The sequence below is a fragment of the Sulfitobacter pacificus genome (assembly GCF_030159975.1).
In the GTDB taxonomy this organism is placed as follows: Bacteria; Pseudomonadota; Alphaproteobacteria; order Rhodobacterales; family Rhodobacteraceae; genus Sulfitobacter; species Sulfitobacter pacificus.
On sequence record NZ_BSNL01000002.1, the window covers coordinates 30642 to 47280 of the forward strand.

The following is a 16639-nucleotide window of genomic DNA, read 5'->3' on the forward strand; positions in this document are numbered from 1 at the left end:
CTACCCCACCCTGTCGAGCGAAATCTCACCCGTTGTCACATCGACTTTGCTGCGCAAATACAGCTCAAGCGGCACGGGCTGGGCCCACATATCGGCATGAATATCAAACGCAATCTGGGTTTCGCCCTTGGCTTGTTCTGTGCGCAACTCAACTGCGGTGGAGCCCATGATGATGCGCGGTTCATGCACCGAAATGGCATTCAAAATCGACTTGCGGATCAGCTCTGCCCGCACAGAGGTGGAATATTCACCCGCCACTTCACGCACACCGTAGTTCAACACGGATTTCGCGGCATTTGGGTATTTCTCGGAGTCCAACGCTTTGCCAAGGCTGTTGGTGTTCAGCAGCCATGACAGGTCCCTCTTGATGATCTCGCGCAGGCGGGTGATGTCGATGGCGCGATGGGCACGGCTTTCTTGCTTTTGGGTTGGTTCTTCGTCGGTCAGCCGGTCCAGAAGGGACGGCTGCAACCGTTCAGCAAGCATTTTTTCAGCCATCTTGTGCAGCCTCTTCCGGTTCATCCGGGCCGTGATCGATGATCAACTCGCGCACATCAAGCAGTGCAACATCATCCTGATCGGTTGCAAACAGCCGTTGTCCAACACCAACAAAGGTTTCGCCACCCGCGTCTATCCAATTGGTTGCGCGGGATAATTTTTCAGCGTCGCCACCATTCTCAGGCGTGCCGGCATATCTGGTCGGGATTAGGGCCACCACTTCACCGCCATTGCGCAGGGTCACGGTGGCGGCAGTCCAGACCGCATCGCGCAAATCTGCGGGTTCTTCGATCACAAGTTTCGAAACCTGTGCAAAGGGCAGCCAGAAATACCGCCCGTTGATCACAATCTCCAGCACCGGGCCCATGCGCATATCAGCATCGGCGATCCATTCAAATGCGGTGCCATTTACGGTCCCCGAACTGGTCGGTGCCTGTTCAAAAGCCTGTTCACGCAGGGCAGCGGCCTCGGCAGGTTTGCCTTGGGCCAGCATTTTCTGCGCTTCGATCAATAGGGCAAGCCAAGGGTCAGGCTCACCAAAAACCATCGGTTCCTTTTCGCCCTTAAAGACCTTCTCGCGGTAGACTTCACAGATGATCCCCTCGCGATAAGTCTGGGCCATCATCAGGGCCAAGGGATCCATTTCACCACTAAGCTTCAGTTGATTAATCGCCCGCTTCCAATCGCCCAGAACACACAGCAGCTGGAACAGAAAAATGCGCAGCTTGGCTTCCGCAGGTTCTGCGCGGACCTTGTCCTGCAATGCAGTGAGTGTGGCAGCCAGATCGCCAGATTTAAGATGTTCTTCGGGCGTCATATGACAGCCTCCGCTCGGGTTAGGATGCGAGGAGAAAGGGCGCAAATAGGGAAGGTCGCGCGCGGGCGACCGCGCGCGACGCCATTATCAATCGCCGGAATAGGTTTCCATCTTGCCGGAACGCAGGTTCCAGAGGAATTCGTTCTCTTTGGCCAGAGCACCAGTTGCCTGATCGGTGTGGTGGTATTCCATTTTCACACCAACATAGGCCAGTGACCACGTCTCTTCCGGGATACCATCCGCGCTGGCAGAGATGCTGAACTTGTCAACGATCACGTTCTTGAATGTCCAGATCGCAAAAGGTTTCAGACCTTCACCGTCGCCATCACCGGAACGGCACCAGTGCATCGTGACGGAATCCTTGACCGTGCCGTTGGCAACAGCCAGCGCCAGCAAGTTGGAGGCTTTACCAACCTGTGACGTCAGTTCGATTTTCTGGAAGTTGGTGTTGGCATGTGCACGCTGGTTTGATCCCAGATCGGTCATATCAACCGCACGTTCCAGTTCAAAGGTAGCAGATTCCAGAACGATCCAGTTCTTATGGTTCCCTTCGGTCGCATCACCAGGGATTTTGTCGATTTCCATGAACATATTAGCAGCCATTGTGCTATTCCTTTCAAAAAGATTGTTAAGTTTAAGTTAGGCCGTAATGGCGGACCCCAAGCTAATTCGAGGGATCAGGCGCCTTTTTCAGAAGGGAGCTTGGATACAAGCCGCAATGAAACCGAAAGGCCTTCCAACTGGTAATGTGGGCGCAGGAAGAACTTCGACGTGTAATATCCGGGATTGCCTTCCACCTCTTCGACAACAACTTCTGCTGCTGCGAGCGGCTTCCGCGCCTTCTCGTTTTCCGACGAAATGTCGGCGTTGAAATCAACGTAATTGTTGATCCACTCTTGCAGCCATCTTTCCATATCCTGACGGCTTTTGAAAGACCCGACTTTGTCGCGCACCATGCATTTAAGGTAATGTGCAAAACGGCATGTGGCGAAAAGATAAGGCAGGCGGGCTGCAAGATTTGCGTTGGCCGTCGCGTCCGGGTCGTCATATTCTGCAGGCTTGTGCAGAGACTGAGCGCCCATAAATGTTGCAACGTCCGTGTTTTTCCGGTGGATCAGCGGCATCATGCCATTCTTGGCAAGCTCCGCTTCGCGCCGGTCGTCGATGGCGATTTCCGTGGGGCATTTCTGGTCCACGCCACCATCTGTCGTTGGGAAAGTATGCGAAGGCAGGTTTTCCAACGTACCGCCGGATTCCACGCCGCGAATGCGCGAGCACCAGCCGTATTCCTTGAACGAGCGGTTGATATTAACCGCCATCCCATAGGCCGCATTGATCCAGCCATATTTGCTGTGATCCGACCCGTCGGTATCTTCTTCAAACGAAAAAGCCTCAACCGGTTCGGTTTTGGCGCCATAAGGCAGACGCCCCAGAAAACGCGGCATCGCAAGGCCGACATATTTGGAGTCTTCGCTTTCACGCAGGGATTTCCAGGACGCATATTCCGGTGTCTGGAAAATCTTGGTCAGATCGCGCGGGTTGCTCAGCTCTGACCAGCTGTCCATCTGGAACAGCTCGGGCTTGGCCCCGGTGATCAGCGGTGCGTGACCGGCTGCGGCAATCTTGGCCATCTCGCCCAGCAGCTCAACATCCTGCGGACTGTGGTCAAAGTGGTAATCCGCCACCAGAGAGCCATAGGGTTCGCCACCCAGTTGCGAGAACTCTTCTGTATAGAGCTTCTTGAAGATCGGCGATTGATCCCAAGCCGTGCCTTTGAATTTGCGCAGGGTCTTGTGCATCTCTTTCTTGGAAATGCTCATGAACCGGATTTTCAGGTTCTCATCTGATTCAGTGTTGTTGACCAGATAATGCATGCCGCGCCACGCGCTTTCCATTTGCTGGAACTCTTCGTGGTGCAGGATCAGATTCACCTGCTCTGTCAGCTTTTTGTCAATCTCGGCAACAATGCCTTCGATAGAGCGCAGCGCATCGTCAGAAATCAGCGCCGTATTGCTCAGCGCCTGTTCCGCCAATGCCTTGACCGCAGATTCAACCGCCGTCTTGGCCTGATCGGACTTTGGACGGAATTCCTTTTGCAGCAGGCTTTCAAACTCGGAGGAGCCAAATGCCGTTTCACCGCCAGCTGCTTCTACTTGGACGTCTTCTTCAGCCATGGGTTATCCCTCCTCTTTCGCGTCAGGTTTTGGCTGTGCCGCCAAGGTCTTAAGCAGCGCCGGGTCCTGCATGATCTTGCTGATCAGATCCTCGGCACCGGATTTACCGTCCATATAGGTCATCAGGTTGCTCAACTGGGTGCGCGCATCCAGCAGCTCGGCCAGCGGCTCAACCTTGGCCGCAATCGCAGCCGGGGAAAAATCATCCATGCTGTTGAAAGTGATATCAACTGCCATGTTGCCTTCACCCGTCAGGGTATTGGGCACGGTAAAGGCGGCGCGCGGCGCAATCGACTTCATCCGGTCATCGAAGTTATCAACGTCAATCTCAAGGAACTTGCGATCAGCAACCGCAGGCTGTTCAACTTCGGATTTACCGGCAAGGTCGCTCATCACGCCCATGACAAACGGCAATTGCACCTTTTTCTCGGCACCATAAAGCTCCACATCGTATTCGATCTGGACGCGGGGGGCCCTGTTGCGAGCAATGAATTTTTGGGAACTACCGGCCATGAAGGGCTCCTTGGTCTTGAATAATAAAATGCAGGGGAGGCCCTGCGGTGAAAAACAAATTTGTGTTGGCGGAAAGGTTAATCACCTCTGATCCCCGCAACATTCTTGGCCTGCTCCAGGCCCTGAGGTGCAATTTCCTTCATGATCGTCAGGAAATCAGCACCAACCAGTTTCTTGGCGCGCTCCAGCAGGATCGGCATCGGACTGGAAGGTTCTTGGCGTTCATAATAACTGATGATCCGGTCCAGCGCGTTCGACACATCAGAGGGGGATTGAATCCCGGCAGGGGCACTTGGCGCAGCCGCCGGTGCCCCACCCGCAGCGGGTGCGTCCCCTGCTGCAACTTCGGCCCCTTCTTCGGGGACAACGGCATCTCCGCCAACCACTTCGGAAAGGCGGCGCACAACTTGGTTCAGAACCTTTTGCACATCTTCCAGATCCGGGCCCTGACCTGGGGTTTTCTCAACAAAAATAGCGTCAATCGCCTTGAGATCCGCCTGTGCGCTCAAGGCCGCGGCAAGGAAATCTGACAGAATTTGCGAATCGGTATCCTGAAAGGCTGCGTTTACCGCCGCGCTATCGGGCACCTCTGCCATGCCAGCCGGGGCCGTCGCGGTCCCTTCAGCAATCTCGATCATCCGCAAGCCCATGTTGCCAAACATTCGGCTTTCAGTCAGCGGTGCCTTACGCAAGGCCCGGATCACCGTGTCGCCGCCGTTCAGCCCCTGAACCGCGTTGATCCGCATGGTGGGATCATTGTCGTCGTCTTCATCCAGTTCCGGGTGGCAGCTGTCCCAGTAGGTCTCAAGGCAACCACGTACAAAAGCGGTCGCTTCGGCGAACCCGGTCAGCCCTTTGGTATGCAGCGTCGCTTCCGCAAAAAACACAGCGGCGCGAATGTCGTGGCTGCGTTCCAGTACCGCCACAGCTTTTTTAACAACATCGCCAAAGTCCGGGTCTTCGGCTTCAAGAATCTTGTCGCCTTCTTGCTTCTCTTCGCCGGGTTGCGCGGCCAGTTCCATGTCCACAAACCCGGGGTCATACTCAAGATTTTCACCGCTCGGCTCGTCATCCCCATGGGGTTCAAGCAACTTAGCAACGTCCATTTCTAGCCCCCCAAAAGCTGGATTTTATGTGATCGGCAGCAGCGGCGCAGTCCAAGTTCATAGATCACAAAATCACAAACGGTTAAAAACAATAAATAAAATAACACTCTGTCCCCCATCGAAATTGCATGAAGGAAAATGCAAGGTTGACCTGTAGTCAGCCTTATCGTCAATTCTATGTCAATGGCTTTCCACCAAAAAACGAGAGGAATCTAAATTGGCCTATGTCCCGATGAAGACCGAAGAGCTCAAAAAAATGGTGATGATGGGCAAAAAACGCCCGATGAATTTTGCCTATAATCCGGGGCCAAAAGACGAGGATCTGATGATCATCGACCGGATCAAACAACCGGATGTTCTGGGCCGGATCGCGAAGAAGGAAGGCAAAGGCACCAAAGTTGCGGCAGGCACCTTTGAGCTGGAGGGCAAGAAGTTCTCGATAAAGGTGGCCAAGGAATTGCCCGGGCTGGCCAAGAAGCTGCGCAAATACCTCAAGAAGCTGGATTTCTCTTTCAGCATTGAAGTGCTCGATCTTGATGGCGCAGTGCTTGAGGCCGATCTGACGGATGAGGAACAGCAAGAACAGGCGCAAAAGGCAGCCGCACCTGCGCAAGACGCAACACCGGAGCCAAAGCCGGAACAAGCAGCGGCAGATCAGGCTGCACCTGAAAACGATGGCCGGTTCACGCAGGTTCAGGATGGCAAGCAGCCCGAAGCAAATATGCCCGACCCAGAACCGGCGGACCAACAGGACGCAGAAGCTGCGGATGCGCCTGACACCTCTGCCCAACGTGCCGCGCTCAGCGAACGCCTGCGCGCTTTGCAAGCACCAATCGCGGACTTGGGCAAGTCCGGGGCACCGCTTGGCAAGGCGGCGGGTGCGGTCGTGGCCCAGATCAAGGCAGGCTCACTCGATACCGCCGACGCCACCCTGACCAAGATCGAAGCCGGCCTTGCCAAAGCGCAAGCGCGCGCTGCCGCCACGAAGGACGCAGGCAAATCCGACCAGCCTGAACAACAAACGCAGGAGGCGAAGGACACCCCGGACATGTCCGGGGTAACCGCCCGTGCCGCCGCCCTGCGCAGTGCCGTCGATGCGGTACAGGGTGACGAAACTGCGCCCATTAAAAAGACGCTTGTTCAAGCACTTGCAGCGATCAAGGCCCAGGATGTCGCCACTGCTGAGACCCTGTTGAGTGAGGCGGAAACCGCCTTGGAAAACCTGCCTGAAACGCCGGATCAAAAGGCTGCTGACCCTGACGAAAACACACAGGCAGCCGCAGATGAAAACGCGGCCGAAGATGACAACCAGCAGGCCGAAGCGGCAGAGGAATCCGCGCAGGATGACGGCAAGGCAGCCGCCAAATCAAAGAAGAAATGGGAGGCCATGTCAGGGCAGGTGCAGACCAGTGTGGACGCCGCGATGCAGGCCAATCGGGGTGACCTGGATGCGATCAACCGCGCGTTCAACTTTGCCAAATCACAGGCTGACGCGGGTGAGTATGAAAGCGCTGTTGCCGCCGCCACCAATACCGTCAAACTGCTTAAGGCGGCCGCCATGTCCCCCGTCAATGCCCGCGCACAAGAAGCGGCAGATGGCGTGCCCGACAATGTCATTGCCTACCGTAAATCCCGCACCGACTGGAGCAAAACCCGCAGCGGGCTACAGGCGGAACTGACCAAGCTCAAAATGGCAATTGATGCACAGACGCGCGGCATCGAGGGGCTGGAGGACATCGCCCAGAATACCGAGGTTTTATTCGACTATATCGAAGAAATTGATGCCTCTCTGGAGGGCACACTTGATGCGCTGCTGGGCACGCCTGACGGCCCCGAGCGGGAAAAACTGAAGGGTGAGGCGATCAAGATCATCGAAACCTATCGCAGCACCCTGGACAATGAGTTCTTCAAATCGGTGGACGACAACGGCTTTACCAATACCGCCATTCGCAACACCGCCTTGACCGCCCTCTTTGGTGTCGAAACCGCCCTTGCTGCCTGACCTTCAAAGGAGGCCCCGTGATGTTATCCAACTTCTTCAAAGGCTTATCTCTTGCCCTCGGGTTGCTGTTGCCAATCGTTGCATCCGCTCAAACCAGTGGCCTGACGGTTGAACTGAACAAAGTAGAAGCATCAGACACCGGCGGATGCAGTGCGTTTTTCCTGTTCCGTAACGAGACCAACAACAGCTTTGACGGTTTCGAAATGTCACTGGCCATTCTGGACACCCAGGGTGTGATCGACCGTCTGCTGTCCATTGACGCAGCACCCCTGCCGGTCAGCCGCACAACTCTCAAACTGTTTGAAATCCCGGAAATCGCTTGCGAAGATATTTCTGAAATCCTGCTACATGATCTGACTTCCTGCCGTCCGCAAAACGGCGATGAAATGGATTGCTTTCCCATCCTCACCCTGCACAGCCGCGCAGCCGCGGCACTGGTGAAATAGCGGTGTCATATGATCTGGGATCATTGGGGGCGGGCGGCATTATCATTGTGGTGTTGGGGCTGCTCTCGGCCCTGTCGCTCACACTGATCCTCGTCAAAATTGTGCAACTCCTGCCCGCGCGATCAGGCGCGGCACAGCGGGAACAGGCGATTTCCCTTTGGGCAAAGGGTGAAAAAGATCAGGCGCAAGACGTTGTAAAAAATGGAAAAAGCCCAGCAGATCGGGTGATGATCTATGCAATGAAATCACTTGCAGGCGGGTTTACCGGGTCCACATTGCACAGCGAACTCCTGCGCCGTGGCAATGAAGAATTTGCCAGAATGAACAGTCTGATCCGGGTGCTGGAGCTGATCGCGATGATCAGCCCGCTGCTGGGGCTGCTTGGTACCGTGATGGGAATGATCCAGTCGTTTCAGGCGCTGGAAATGGCCGAAGGTGCGGCCAATGCGTCGATCCTTGCCGGCGGTATCTGGCAGGCGCTTCTGACCACCGCTGTTGGGCTGCTTGTTGCAATTCCGGCAGCTGTTGGCGCGACACTGTTGTCAGCCCGTGCAGAAAGTGCCGCACAGATGATCGAAAATTCAGTGGGCCGGTTGATGTTGGTTGAGGAAGACCCGAACGCCGCCTGAACCGGACCGGAGCATGACAATGAGTGACGCCCCTGCCCTGACCCTCAGACGCCCGCGCCCGGCACCTGCGCTGATCTCATTGGTGGCGATGATCGATGTCCTGTTGATATTACTGGTGTTTTTCATGGTCACCTCTACCTATCTGAACCTCGACATGATCCCCGCGGTTTCACAAGACAGTGGTGCCCGTCAAATCACAGACGGGGAAAGAGCACAGCCTTTGCTGGTGCGGATTGGTGCGGACGGACAGCCGGTGATCCAGGGAAAACCCATGTCGCTTGAGCAATTTGATGCGCTTATTCGCTCTCGGTTAAATACCGAACCTACCCTGCCGGTGATGATCCTGCCCACCGGCGTGGCGCGGACACAGGCCCTTGTTTCAGTGATGGATGCAGCCACCAAAGCGGGTGCGCGGCAGGTGCGGGTGATCCGCCTTGAGGCACGCCCATGAGGTTAACGCGCCCGGCCCAGCGACAAGCCCCCGAAACAATCATCGCCCTGATTGATGTGGTGTTTTTCCTGCTGGTCTTTTTCATGTTGATTGGCCGTATGGACGCAACGGCCCCGTTTGATGTCACCCCCCCCATCGCCGCCACCGGTACGGACATGCCAGCGGGCGGCGTCACCCTGTCGGTCAGTGCAACAGGAGACACGGCGGTTGATGGTGCCCCGACAGATGCGCCGCTGGATCTGCTGTTGCAACGCATCGCCCAAAACCCCGAAACACTGGTGCGGATCAACGCCCATCACGCGGCAGAGCTGCGCCACATCCTGCCGGTGATTGCCGCGCTAGAAGCGGCGGGCGCACGGGAGGTGGCCCTTGTTGTGACACCGGCCAACCCATGAGGAGCTCAGCAGGCATATGGGTTTTGGGTGGCACAGCCTCCCTCGCCCTGAACCTTGGCGTTGCGGCGGCGTTGATGGCCGCGATGCAGCCACAACCGATTGCAGATCAACCCGTCCCCGAAAGCCGTCTGAATGTGGAGGCACAGGCCGTCACGCGCAGCGAAGCGACCGCGCAGGAGCCACAATCGCAAACAGCGACTGAGGGGGCTGCAAAGGGGGCCAAACTGGATAATGGCACAGTTGCGCAATCACAGGCCAAGGCCCAAGCTGCGCCCTCTACTTCCCTTCACGCCCAAGAACCGCAAACCGCCCCCGCCGAAGTTCTGCAAACACCCCCGCCAATGCTTTCTGCCGCGCAACCCGCAGTCCCGCTAACCACCGCAAAGAACCCAATCTCACAAATCGCAGACGCGGTTCAACCCATTGCCTTCAAAACTAATTCTGCGCCGATCAAAGTTACCAAAACGCCGATAAACGCGCCTCCTGTTTCCACCACTCTGCCACAATCACCAGAAATTTCTCCCCTTGCATCTAGCGCCCCTGTGCTGCTGGCGGGTCTGCCGCAAACCCCCGACAGCATACCCGCTTCCCAACAGCCCCCTGCCAATATCACGGCACCTCAGCAAGCACCGGATGTGACAACAACCAAAGCCATGCTTGCCTTCCCCACCGCCGGCCCGGTTGATCCGGTTTCCTTTGCTGCCTTCCAAAGTTTTATGCAGCCAAGCGCGGCCTCTGGCGCGGATTTACGCGACAGCCTTGGCGCCGCGCTTTCCCTGCCCTGCGCGCGCATGCAGGTCACTTTTGACCCGGAAACAACAACGTTGAACGTGACAGGCCATGTGCCAGACGCCAGCCAGCGCGCACCGGTACTTGCCGCCTTGCAGGCACAGATGGGCAGCGATATCGCCGTTGCGGAAAACCTTCTGGTGCTGCCTGCCCCACAATGCGGCGCGCTGACCGGCATTGCCGATGTTGGCCTGCCGCAATCCACTGACCAGATCACCAACCCTTTGATCGTCGGTGCCGACACCCATGCCCGCGCCTTTCGCTATGTCGCGGGTGATCCGCTGGTGATGTCGCTGACCGCACCTGATTATCCGGCCTATGTCTATGTTGATTATTTTGATGCGGATGGAAATGTGATCCACCTGTCGCCAAACGACCGGGCACCCTTGCAAGCGGTTCAGCCGAAATCAGCCCTGCAAATCGGTGCAGAAAATACCGATGCGCCGGGGTTGTTTGTGACCATCGGCCCGCCTTACGGGCAAGAGATCGCAGCCGCCTTTGCGGCCTCTGCCCCGCTGTACGAGGGCACCCGCCCCCTTGTCGAGCCGGCCGGTGCCTATCTGGAATGGCTAAAGGAGAAAGTCGCCGCCGCTCGTACGGAACATGCTGATTTCAAAGGGGAATGGGTGTATTTCTTTGTGACGACTGCGGCCAATTAGGGCGTTTCGAAAACCGCTCTAGGCTGCATCTCTCCCCTCGCCCAGATAGAGTTTTTGCATATCGACAAACAGCCCCCGTGTCAGATCGCTGCGCACCGCTGCCCATGCGTCAAGGTTGCCCTCAATCTCTACCAACAGGGCCTTGTTACACTCGAACGCCTGCAAAATTTCCTCGCTGGCAGTTTCGATCCAGACAAAGCCAAGCGCATCATCGCTCACTGATGTCACCCGCAGCTCCACCCCGGGGCGCAGCGGCGCTTCGGGCAGGCGGCGCAGCAGATCGAGCTTCAGCATCTCAATCACCACATCATCCAGCCCTTCCTTGCGCAGAAACAGCTTTTCACGGGTGGCGGGCCAACCAAAGGTCAGACGCGGCTGTAAATCCGCCCCAACCTCCTGCGCACTTGCTGATGCCGCCGCACCATAGCTTTCGTCAAACAGCATCTGCACCTCATCTTCCAGCGCCAGATATTCGCCAATCTGACGTGGAGGATAGGCCGCCAGCCACAGTCCCAGTTCAACGTCCAGATAATTCACCACCGGCTCCAGCCGCATCATCTCGTTGCATGACGGGCAGGTGACGTTCTGAAAGCTGTTGTCCAGAATCTCCTCACGCAGATCAGGGCGGCGGTCCGCGTTCACACTGCCTGCGGCTTGAAAATCGCTCAGCGTGTCGCACACCGGGCATTGAATAGATGTGGTTTCGAACAGGGACATCAGGCATCTTCCTTCAGGCAAAGTTTCGCAATCTCTTCGCGGTGCGGGTGATTGTCATTCAACCGGTCCGAGGCTACAGCAGCATAGATTTCCGAGAACCATTCACCCGGTGCGCGGAATTGATAGCCCGAAACCGCATATTTACGCTGGTCCGTGCTGTATCTCGCCCAGTTCCCTTCATAGCTTTCAACATAGGTGTAATTGCCAATTGCACAGGCCGCCGCAACGCTGGCGGATTGCCACGGCTTGTTCCCCTCGCGGGCGCGGTCCACAAAATTGCGGCATTCCTCCATCCGGCGACGCCATTCCTCGCCGTCACAACCAACAGGGTCCGGCATCGGCATTTTACGCCCCGCTGATCCCATCATGTATTCAGCCACGTAATCAGCATCAAAATTGAACTGATCCGCAATGATCTTGGCCGGTTCCTTGACGTCGGCACCATAAACCTTCCAACCAGCCAGCCGCGCGCCGTGCTTTTTCATATAGCCCAGCTTGTCATCCACCGCGTGGCCCACCTCATGCAAGGTATTCCAGCTGAACCCGGTGCGCGCCTGTCCCGGTTTGGGCAGGGCATCTTCGTCAATTTCGCCAATCTCATGTTCGATCGAAATACCGTAAATGCGTGATTCCGCTTCGTCACCATCGCGCATCAACACCTTTTTCTCTTGCGAATTATACTCCGAACCCAATCCTTTGCCGCCGACCTGTTCAAAGGTCAGCATGCTGTCATTATCCAACGTATTGCTTTCCGGCAGTTTGGACATCACATCATAGAACCTGCGGATATTGGCCGCTGGCAGTTTCCGCCCATCGCGGTCCACATCCGTAACTGTCCCGGTGTCATCGGCTTCTTTCAGATCCAGCTTGCACCCGAACCGCGCCTCAAACGCAACAGCCATGACGCGGCGCTGCACAGAATCCTCAAGGTTTTCCACAATACTATCAAGGTTTTCGATTCCGCCGGGCGCATCAAGTATCGCGGCAAAGTCTTCCGGTTTCGGCTTGCGGTTGGTCGCAAGTTTCGCGCGTAGCTTGGCCATATCAACGCGGATCACCGCCTTTTTCAACTCCGCCTCGGCAGAGCTGTGTTTACGATCTGCCGCCCGTGTCGCTGCCGTATCAAGCAATTTGCGCAACTCGGTCATATCCTCGCGGATCAAATGGCGCTGTTTGCTCTTTTCCAGCGTTGTCATGGCAAGCTCAATGGGTGCGCGGTTTTTCAGATAGGCTGCATGGGCGTCAATCACCTTGCGCAGGTCCCGCAGGGCAGCAATGGCCTCTTCCACGTCGATCTGGGTTTGGGCGCGGTTTGATTTCGACAATCGCGCGGCGGACATCGCCAGATCCAATGCGGCAATCCGCCCGTTGATTTCATCGCGGGCGAAATCCGCCTCGGCACCGCGTTTCAGCAGTTTATCAGCCAGCCCCCGCGCAACCGCTGCGGAATCGTTCAACTGATCATATTGTGCCAGCAGAATTGTGATCTCTATACAGGCATCCACCACCGCTTCAAGATCCACACGGGCGGCGTCAAAATCGGTTGGGACAAGCGTTTCAGCGTTCTTCAGCTTTGCCTCATTCTCCATGATTTCGCCATGAGCATACATCGCTGACATCTGCCCCTTGAACCCATCCAACGTCTGGCGCGCCTTGGAAATTGCCGCCAACAGGCCGTCAGCATCCTCTGTTGGCAGGTCCTTGATATCCGCCGTCATGGCCGCCAATTGATCAACCGCATCGGCCGCGCCCTTGGCCCCGTCACACTCTGCTTTCAGCTCCTCAAAAAGCGCGATTGCGATCGCAAAATCAAACCCTTGGCCTTTGCGCTCTGCATTGCGCTCCTTGCCCTCCAAACGGGTCAGCAGGGTTTCAATCGCTGGTGATTTCATGCTGCGCACACGGTCCAGCGCCTGCACCGCCTGCGATTGGCGCAACAGATAGCGGTCGTAAATATCCAGAAGTGCCGACGCCGCAGTCACCTCTGCGTCGAACCCGTCAAGCCGTTTCAGCGCCCCGCCAAAGTTTTCCAACTGGTCCTGAACCACCGCCGCGTCAAACCGCGCCCGCAAGGCGAGAACCGCATCATGTCCCGGCCCGGCGGCAACGACTGAACGCGCCTCAAGGTCTTCCAGCTTTTGTTGATGGTCGATTTTCACCGGCAGATAGAGATCAAATGCTTCTGCCTTTTTGCGGGCACCCATCATCACCCAATAGGCCTGTGAAGCAATCTTGTGAGCCGCCCCAAAGCTGCCCTTGTTGATCGCCTCCTGCGCCGAGGCCAGCAAATTGGCCTTCATCGCCTCTTCCTGCGTTGTCGTCGCATGACCCACTTCTGCACCCAATCTTGCAGGTGCAAAATACCACATGACGCCAACCGCCTCTTTGCAGTCCGCGCAAGTTGTCGTGTGAAAACTCGCCAGCTCGACACCCTTGGCCGCTTTCGCCTGTGCATCGGTGAACTTGCGCTGGTCAAAATCCGCGTTCATTTCATCCAGAATTGTCCTGATACGGGCAGCATGGCCGTCAAGATACGGTGTCACATCAGGCGCAGTATAGGCGTTGATTGCCGCGGTCATCTTGCTGCGCGCATCTTCGATCGTGCCGGTGAAAAGCTGCATCGCCCCCAACCCCTTGCGCGCCGCGGCCTGCGCGGTGCCAAGCAGTTTGATCCCAGCGGCATAATCATACGCCGGTGCTTGCACCGCCTTTTCTGCGGCGGCGAAACTGTCTTCGGCCTCTTTCACCTCGGCATCGATAATATTCTGCGCGTTCTCGCTTTTGGCCTGATCAATCACCGTTTTGGCCGATAGTTTTTGCGCCGTATATCCGATTGATTCAGTACAGATTTTGGCAATCCGCCGACAGCTTGCAACCGCATCGTTCAGGGTGTTTTCCGCGCGGGTCAGGTCCTTGCTCATCAATGCCTCGGCAGATTTAGCCGAAGCGTCCGCAGCATCCAGTTTATCCTCAAAAACATCATATTTATCAAGGGATCGCACATGGGCAAGGACCTTGGAAAACGCCGCATAAACCGGCCCGAATTCGGTATCAGAGGTCAAAGTAATCTTGTCCCCACCGCCCTGCGCACCATCAATCAGACTGGCCGTTTCAAAGTCATCAAGCGCACGTTTCAATTCCAGATTCGCGTTCTCCAGCAGGTTTGTCCCAGCCAGCCAATTGCCCCTTTCGGTCGCGGCAAAAGCATTGTCTTTCATGTCTCTGGCGTTCTGCTTGGCCTCCATCGCATCGGGCGAGGTTGCCGTTTTCAGTTTGGCCAACGCCGCCTGAAACTTCGCATCTTCCGCGATATAGGCTTTGGCCTGCCCCGCCAGCCTAAGCATGGCGTCATGATCGTCCTTGCCGCGCAGACACATGGCAAGGGCCAGCTTGAAATCTCCGCTCGCCTCGGCGGCCTTGCGTTTGATGTCATCGCCAACAAGACCCTGATGATATCCCTCGATGGCAATACGTCCCTCAGGACCCTTGGTGGCGCGTATGGCACGGGCGCGGGCTTTGAATTCGCTTTTCTCGGTCTGATACTGGGCGATCAGTTGACCCTTCTCGAACAAGCTTTGTTTGGCAAAGGCACAAAGTGCATTCAACGCGGCAGAGGCCTTGCGATAATTGCCCGCCGCCGCATCATCATCGGCCTGCGCTGCAGTTCTCACCGCATATTCCAGATCTGCCGTCAGCAAAGCCTGCGCAGTCGCGGGAACATTGCCTAGGACATGGGCGTGCCAATCTTCCCAGTTCTTCTTCATTTCTTTGTAGTTGGACGCGAAGCGGTTCGTCTCAAGCAGTTCATCCACCGCCTTGGGGATGCTGTTCAGCAGGGTCAATGCACCGCTCATCTGACCCGCTTTGCGCGCAGCTTCCGCGCGGGGCAACAGCTGGATTGCCGCCGTATGATCCGCCCGCAGCGCCGCCACGGGATAGCTCGTCGGCGCAGGTAGGCTGGCCAACAGCGCCTTGCGGGCATTGAAAACAGTAGCGTAATTCGCAAAGTCATCCGCAAAATCAAGCGTGTCTTTCAGATCATTGCGCACAACTGCGATCTGCTGGCTGGCCTGCGTATATTCATGGGTCTTGGCCTTATCCGCCGCGGCGGTATAGGCGGTTGTGATCTCTTCGAACTTGAGTTTCACATATTTATTCTTGGCATAGGGATGCGCGAGCATCACCTGATAGCGCACTTGGAAAGCCGCGTTGTCTTTAACCCATTCCTGCGCTTGAGCGATCAGTTTCTGTGAATCCCGGTTCACAACCTGATGCGCCGCTTCGGCATCATCAGCCAGATCCGCCAGATCACCAACATCCGCTTTTGTGGCTTCATCCAGTTTGCTCTGTACCGATTGACACCCCATACGCAGGGCTAGCGGCACAGTATCGGCCTCGAACTGCGCGGCAAGTTTCTGGCGCAAGGCCTCCAGCTGGTTATGGGTGTCACTTAACCGGTTGCGTGCCGCCAGCACCTCTGGCGACAACCCTTTTTGTGCAGAGGCCTTCACATTGGCAAGCGCCTCAACCCGTTGTTCAAACGGGTTCTGATCCGCTTTCTCTGCACTCCGCATCATCACTTCAAGACGCCCCATCGCCTTGAGCGCCGCGTCAAGGTCCTTGGGATTATCCGTTGCTGTACCGCTGGCAAACTTTTCCTCGATAAAGGCCCATGTCAGGGCAATATCGCTTTGCCCGTCAAAGGGGCCATCCTTTGCCACAGCGGGATTTTCACTCTCCATCCGCGCCATCGCTTTCTCAAGCTGGGCGTGGGCATTTACCGCATCATTCTTTTTGATGTGGGTCAGCAAATCAGCACGCACATCATCAATCTGTTGGTGTCCACCTTCGAAATTCAACGCCTTGGGATCGTTTTCAACAATCGCCTCCGCTGCCCGCAACCGCGCCATGAACACCGCGCGCAGGTTAGGGTCCTCGACTCCGGCGATCTCATCGCGCAGCAGATCATGCTCTGCATTGAACAGGCGAAACTGCTCTGTCGCCTCGCGCCGTGCCTGCTTTTTCGCCTTGCGGTTAAAAACCTTGGGCACTTTCAAAAAGCGCTCAATGAAATTGCTTTGCTGCTGGGTCAATCCTTCGATTGCCATTGCACTGTCCTCCAAAAGAACGTCGTTAAATAAACGTTTGGCGACCGCCGGAAAAAATAAAATCTGAAAAATTGCGTGGCAGTCTGGGACCAAGTCAAAACCAGCATCCGTCGCATTGCAAGTATTTTCCGAAACGAGGGCAGTGGCAAGAATACTTCAGCTTGAGAGGGCCCTTACGCAATTCCACTGTTTACGGCTCTCTGCCATGAGTGCTAAGTTGACTTAACGGCAATTTTTCGAAACTATTTTTCTAACCCTATTTTATCCGGGAGTTCTGTTGTGTCGGAGCCCATTTTTTCTATGTGCAAAGCGGCCGTCCAAGGGCAGCCATCAAA

Annotated in this window: 14 protein-coding genes; 6 read left to right on the top strand and 8 right to left on the bottom strand. The window is 56.2% G+C overall.

Annotation, left to right across the window (positions count from 1 at the left end; translation table 11 throughout):
* From tssE to tssA, 6 genes are all read right to left on the bottom strand, one after another.
* A complete protein-coding gene (gene tssE / locus QQL78_RS17835) occupies positions 1-498 on the bottom strand; it encodes a type VI secretion system baseplate subunit TssE (protein WP_284375692.1) in 498 nt (165 codons plus the stop codon).
* Positions 491-1315, bottom strand: a complete 825-nt coding sequence (locus QQL78_RS17840) for a type VI secretion system accessory protein TagJ (protein WP_284375694.1) — start codon at positions 1313-1315, stop codon at positions 491-493. The genes tssE and QQL78_RS17840 overlap by 8 nt, the downstream gene beginning before the upstream one ends.
* Before the next feature lie 87 nt (positions 1316-1402).
* Complete coding sequence (locus QQL78_RS17845) at positions 1403-1918, bottom strand: Hcp family type VI secretion system effector (protein WP_284375695.1); 516 nt, start codon at positions 1916-1918, stop codon at positions 1403-1405.
* A 74-nt stretch (positions 1919-1992) separates the two neighbouring features.
* The gene (tssC, locus tag QQL78_RS17850; protein WP_284375697.1) at positions 1993-3489 is read right to left on the bottom strand and encodes a type VI secretion system contractile sheath large subunit; all 1497 of its coding nucleotides are present in this window, start codon (positions 3487-3489) and stop codon (positions 1993-1995) included.
* 3 nt (positions 3490-3492) lie between these two features.
* Positions 3493-4002, bottom strand: coding sequence for a type VI secretion system contractile sheath small subunit (gene tssB, locus QQL78_RS17855; protein WP_284375699.1), 510 nt, complete (start codon positions 4000-4002; stop codon positions 3493-3495).
* Between the two features lie 77 nt (positions 4003-4079).
* Entirely contained in the window at positions 4080-5108 is a 1029-nt protein-coding gene (tssA, locus tag QQL78_RS17860; protein WP_284375701.1) for a type VI secretion system protein TssA, read from the bottom strand.
* 217 nt (positions 5109-5325) lie between these two features.
* Here tssA and QQL78_RS17865 point away from each other — a divergent pair, with 217 nt between their 5' ends.
* Genes QQL78_RS17865 through QQL78_RS17890 form a run of 6 tightly spaced genes read left to right on the top strand, consistent with a single transcriptional unit; the run spans position 5326 to position 10479 of the window.
* Positions 5326-7110, top strand: a complete 1785-nt coding sequence (locus QQL78_RS17865) for a hypothetical protein (RefSeq protein WP_284375703.1) — start codon at positions 5326-5328, stop codon at positions 7108-7110.
* A gap of 20 nt (positions 7111-7130) precedes the next feature.
* Entirely contained in the window at positions 7131-7556 is a 426-nt protein-coding gene (locus tag QQL78_RS17870) for a hypothetical protein (protein ID WP_284375705.1), read from the top strand.
* A gap of 2 nt (positions 7557-7558) precedes the next feature.
* Complete coding sequence (locus QQL78_RS17875; protein WP_348540767.1) at positions 7559-8185, top strand: MotA/TolQ/ExbB proton channel family protein; 627 nt, start codon at positions 7559-7561, stop codon at positions 8183-8185.
* A 19-nt stretch (positions 8186-8204) separates the two neighbouring features.
* Positions 8205-8636, top strand: a complete 432-nt coding sequence (locus QQL78_RS17880; protein ID WP_284375706.1) for an ExbD/TolR family protein — start codon at positions 8205-8207, stop codon at positions 8634-8636.
* The gene (locus tag QQL78_RS17885) at positions 8633-9031 is read left to right on the top strand and encodes an ExbD/TolR family protein (RefSeq protein WP_284375708.1); all 399 of its coding nucleotides are present in this window, start codon (positions 8633-8635) and stop codon (positions 9029-9031) included. The genes QQL78_RS17880 and QQL78_RS17885 overlap by 4 nt, the downstream gene beginning before the upstream one ends.
* Positions 9028-10479 carry a DUF4384 domain-containing protein gene (locus QQL78_RS17890; protein WP_284375710.1) on the top strand — a complete coding sequence of 484 codons (1452 nt, stop codon included), beginning with the start codon at positions 9028-9030 and terminating at the stop codon, positions 10477-10479. Before QQL78_RS17885 ends, QQL78_RS17890 begins: the two co-directional genes overlap by 4 nt.
* Positions 10480-10497: 18 nt before the next feature.
* On the opposite strand, the gene QQL78_RS17895 is transcribed toward QQL78_RS17890, so the two are convergent.
* On the bottom strand, positions 10498-11196 hold the full coding sequence (locus tag QQL78_RS17895) for a CpXC domain-containing protein (protein ID WP_284375712.1): 699 nt from the start codon (positions 11194-11196) through the stop codon (positions 10498-10500).
* Entirely contained in the window at positions 11196-16304 is a 5109-nt protein-coding gene (locus tag QQL78_RS17900) for a hypothetical protein (RefSeq protein WP_284375714.1), read from the bottom strand. The genes QQL78_RS17895 and QQL78_RS17900 overlap by 1 nt, the downstream gene beginning before the upstream one ends.
* Positions 16305-16639 lie beyond the last annotated feature (335 nt).

Excerpts from the sequence above, each read along its gene's own strand:
- tssE (WP_284375692.1), bottom strand. The coding sequence starts at position 498 with ATGGCTGAAAAAATGCTTGCTGAACGGTTGCAGCCGTCCCTTCTGGAC.
- QQL78_RS17840 (WP_284375694.1), bottom strand. The coding sequence starts at position 1,315 with ATGACGCCCGAAGAACATCTTAAATCTGGCGATCTGGCTGCCACACTC.
- QQL78_RS17845 (WP_284375695.1), bottom strand. The coding sequence starts at position 1,918 with ATGGCTGCTAATATGTTCATGGAAATCGACAAAATCCCTGGTGATGCG.
- tssC (WP_284375697.1), bottom strand. The coding sequence starts at position 3,489 with ATGGCTGAAGAAGACGTCCAAGTAGAAGCAGCTGGCGGTGAAACGGCA.
- tssB (WP_284375699.1), bottom strand. The coding sequence starts at position 4,002 with ATGGCCGGTAGTTCCCAAAAATTCATTGCTCGCAACAGGGCCCCCCGC.
- tssA (WP_284375701.1), bottom strand. The coding sequence starts at position 5,108 with ATGGACGTTGCTAAGTTGCTTGAACCCCATGGGGATGACGAGCCGAGC.
- QQL78_RS17870 (WP_284375705.1), top strand. The coding sequence starts at position 7,131 with ATGTTATCCAACTTCTTCAAAGGCTTATCTCTTGCCCTCGGGTTGCTG.
- QQL78_RS17880 (WP_284375706.1), top strand. The coding sequence starts at position 8,205 with ATGAGTGACGCCCCTGCCCTGACCCTCAGACGCCCGCGCCCGGCACCT.
- QQL78_RS17885 (WP_284375708.1), top strand. The coding sequence starts at position 8,633 with ATGAGGTTAACGCGCCCGGCCCAGCGACAAGCCCCCGAAACAATCATC.
- QQL78_RS17890 (WP_284375710.1), top strand. The coding sequence starts at position 9,028 with ATGAGGAGCTCAGCAGGCATATGGGTTTTGGGTGGCACAGCCTCCCTC.
- QQL78_RS17895 (WP_284375712.1), bottom strand. The coding sequence starts at position 11,196 with ATGTCCCTGTTCGAAACCACATCTATTCAATGCCCGGTGTGCGACACG.
- QQL78_RS17900 (WP_284375714.1), bottom strand. The coding sequence starts at position 16,304 with ATGGCAATCGAAGGATTGACCCAGCAGCAAAGCAATTTCATTGAGCGC.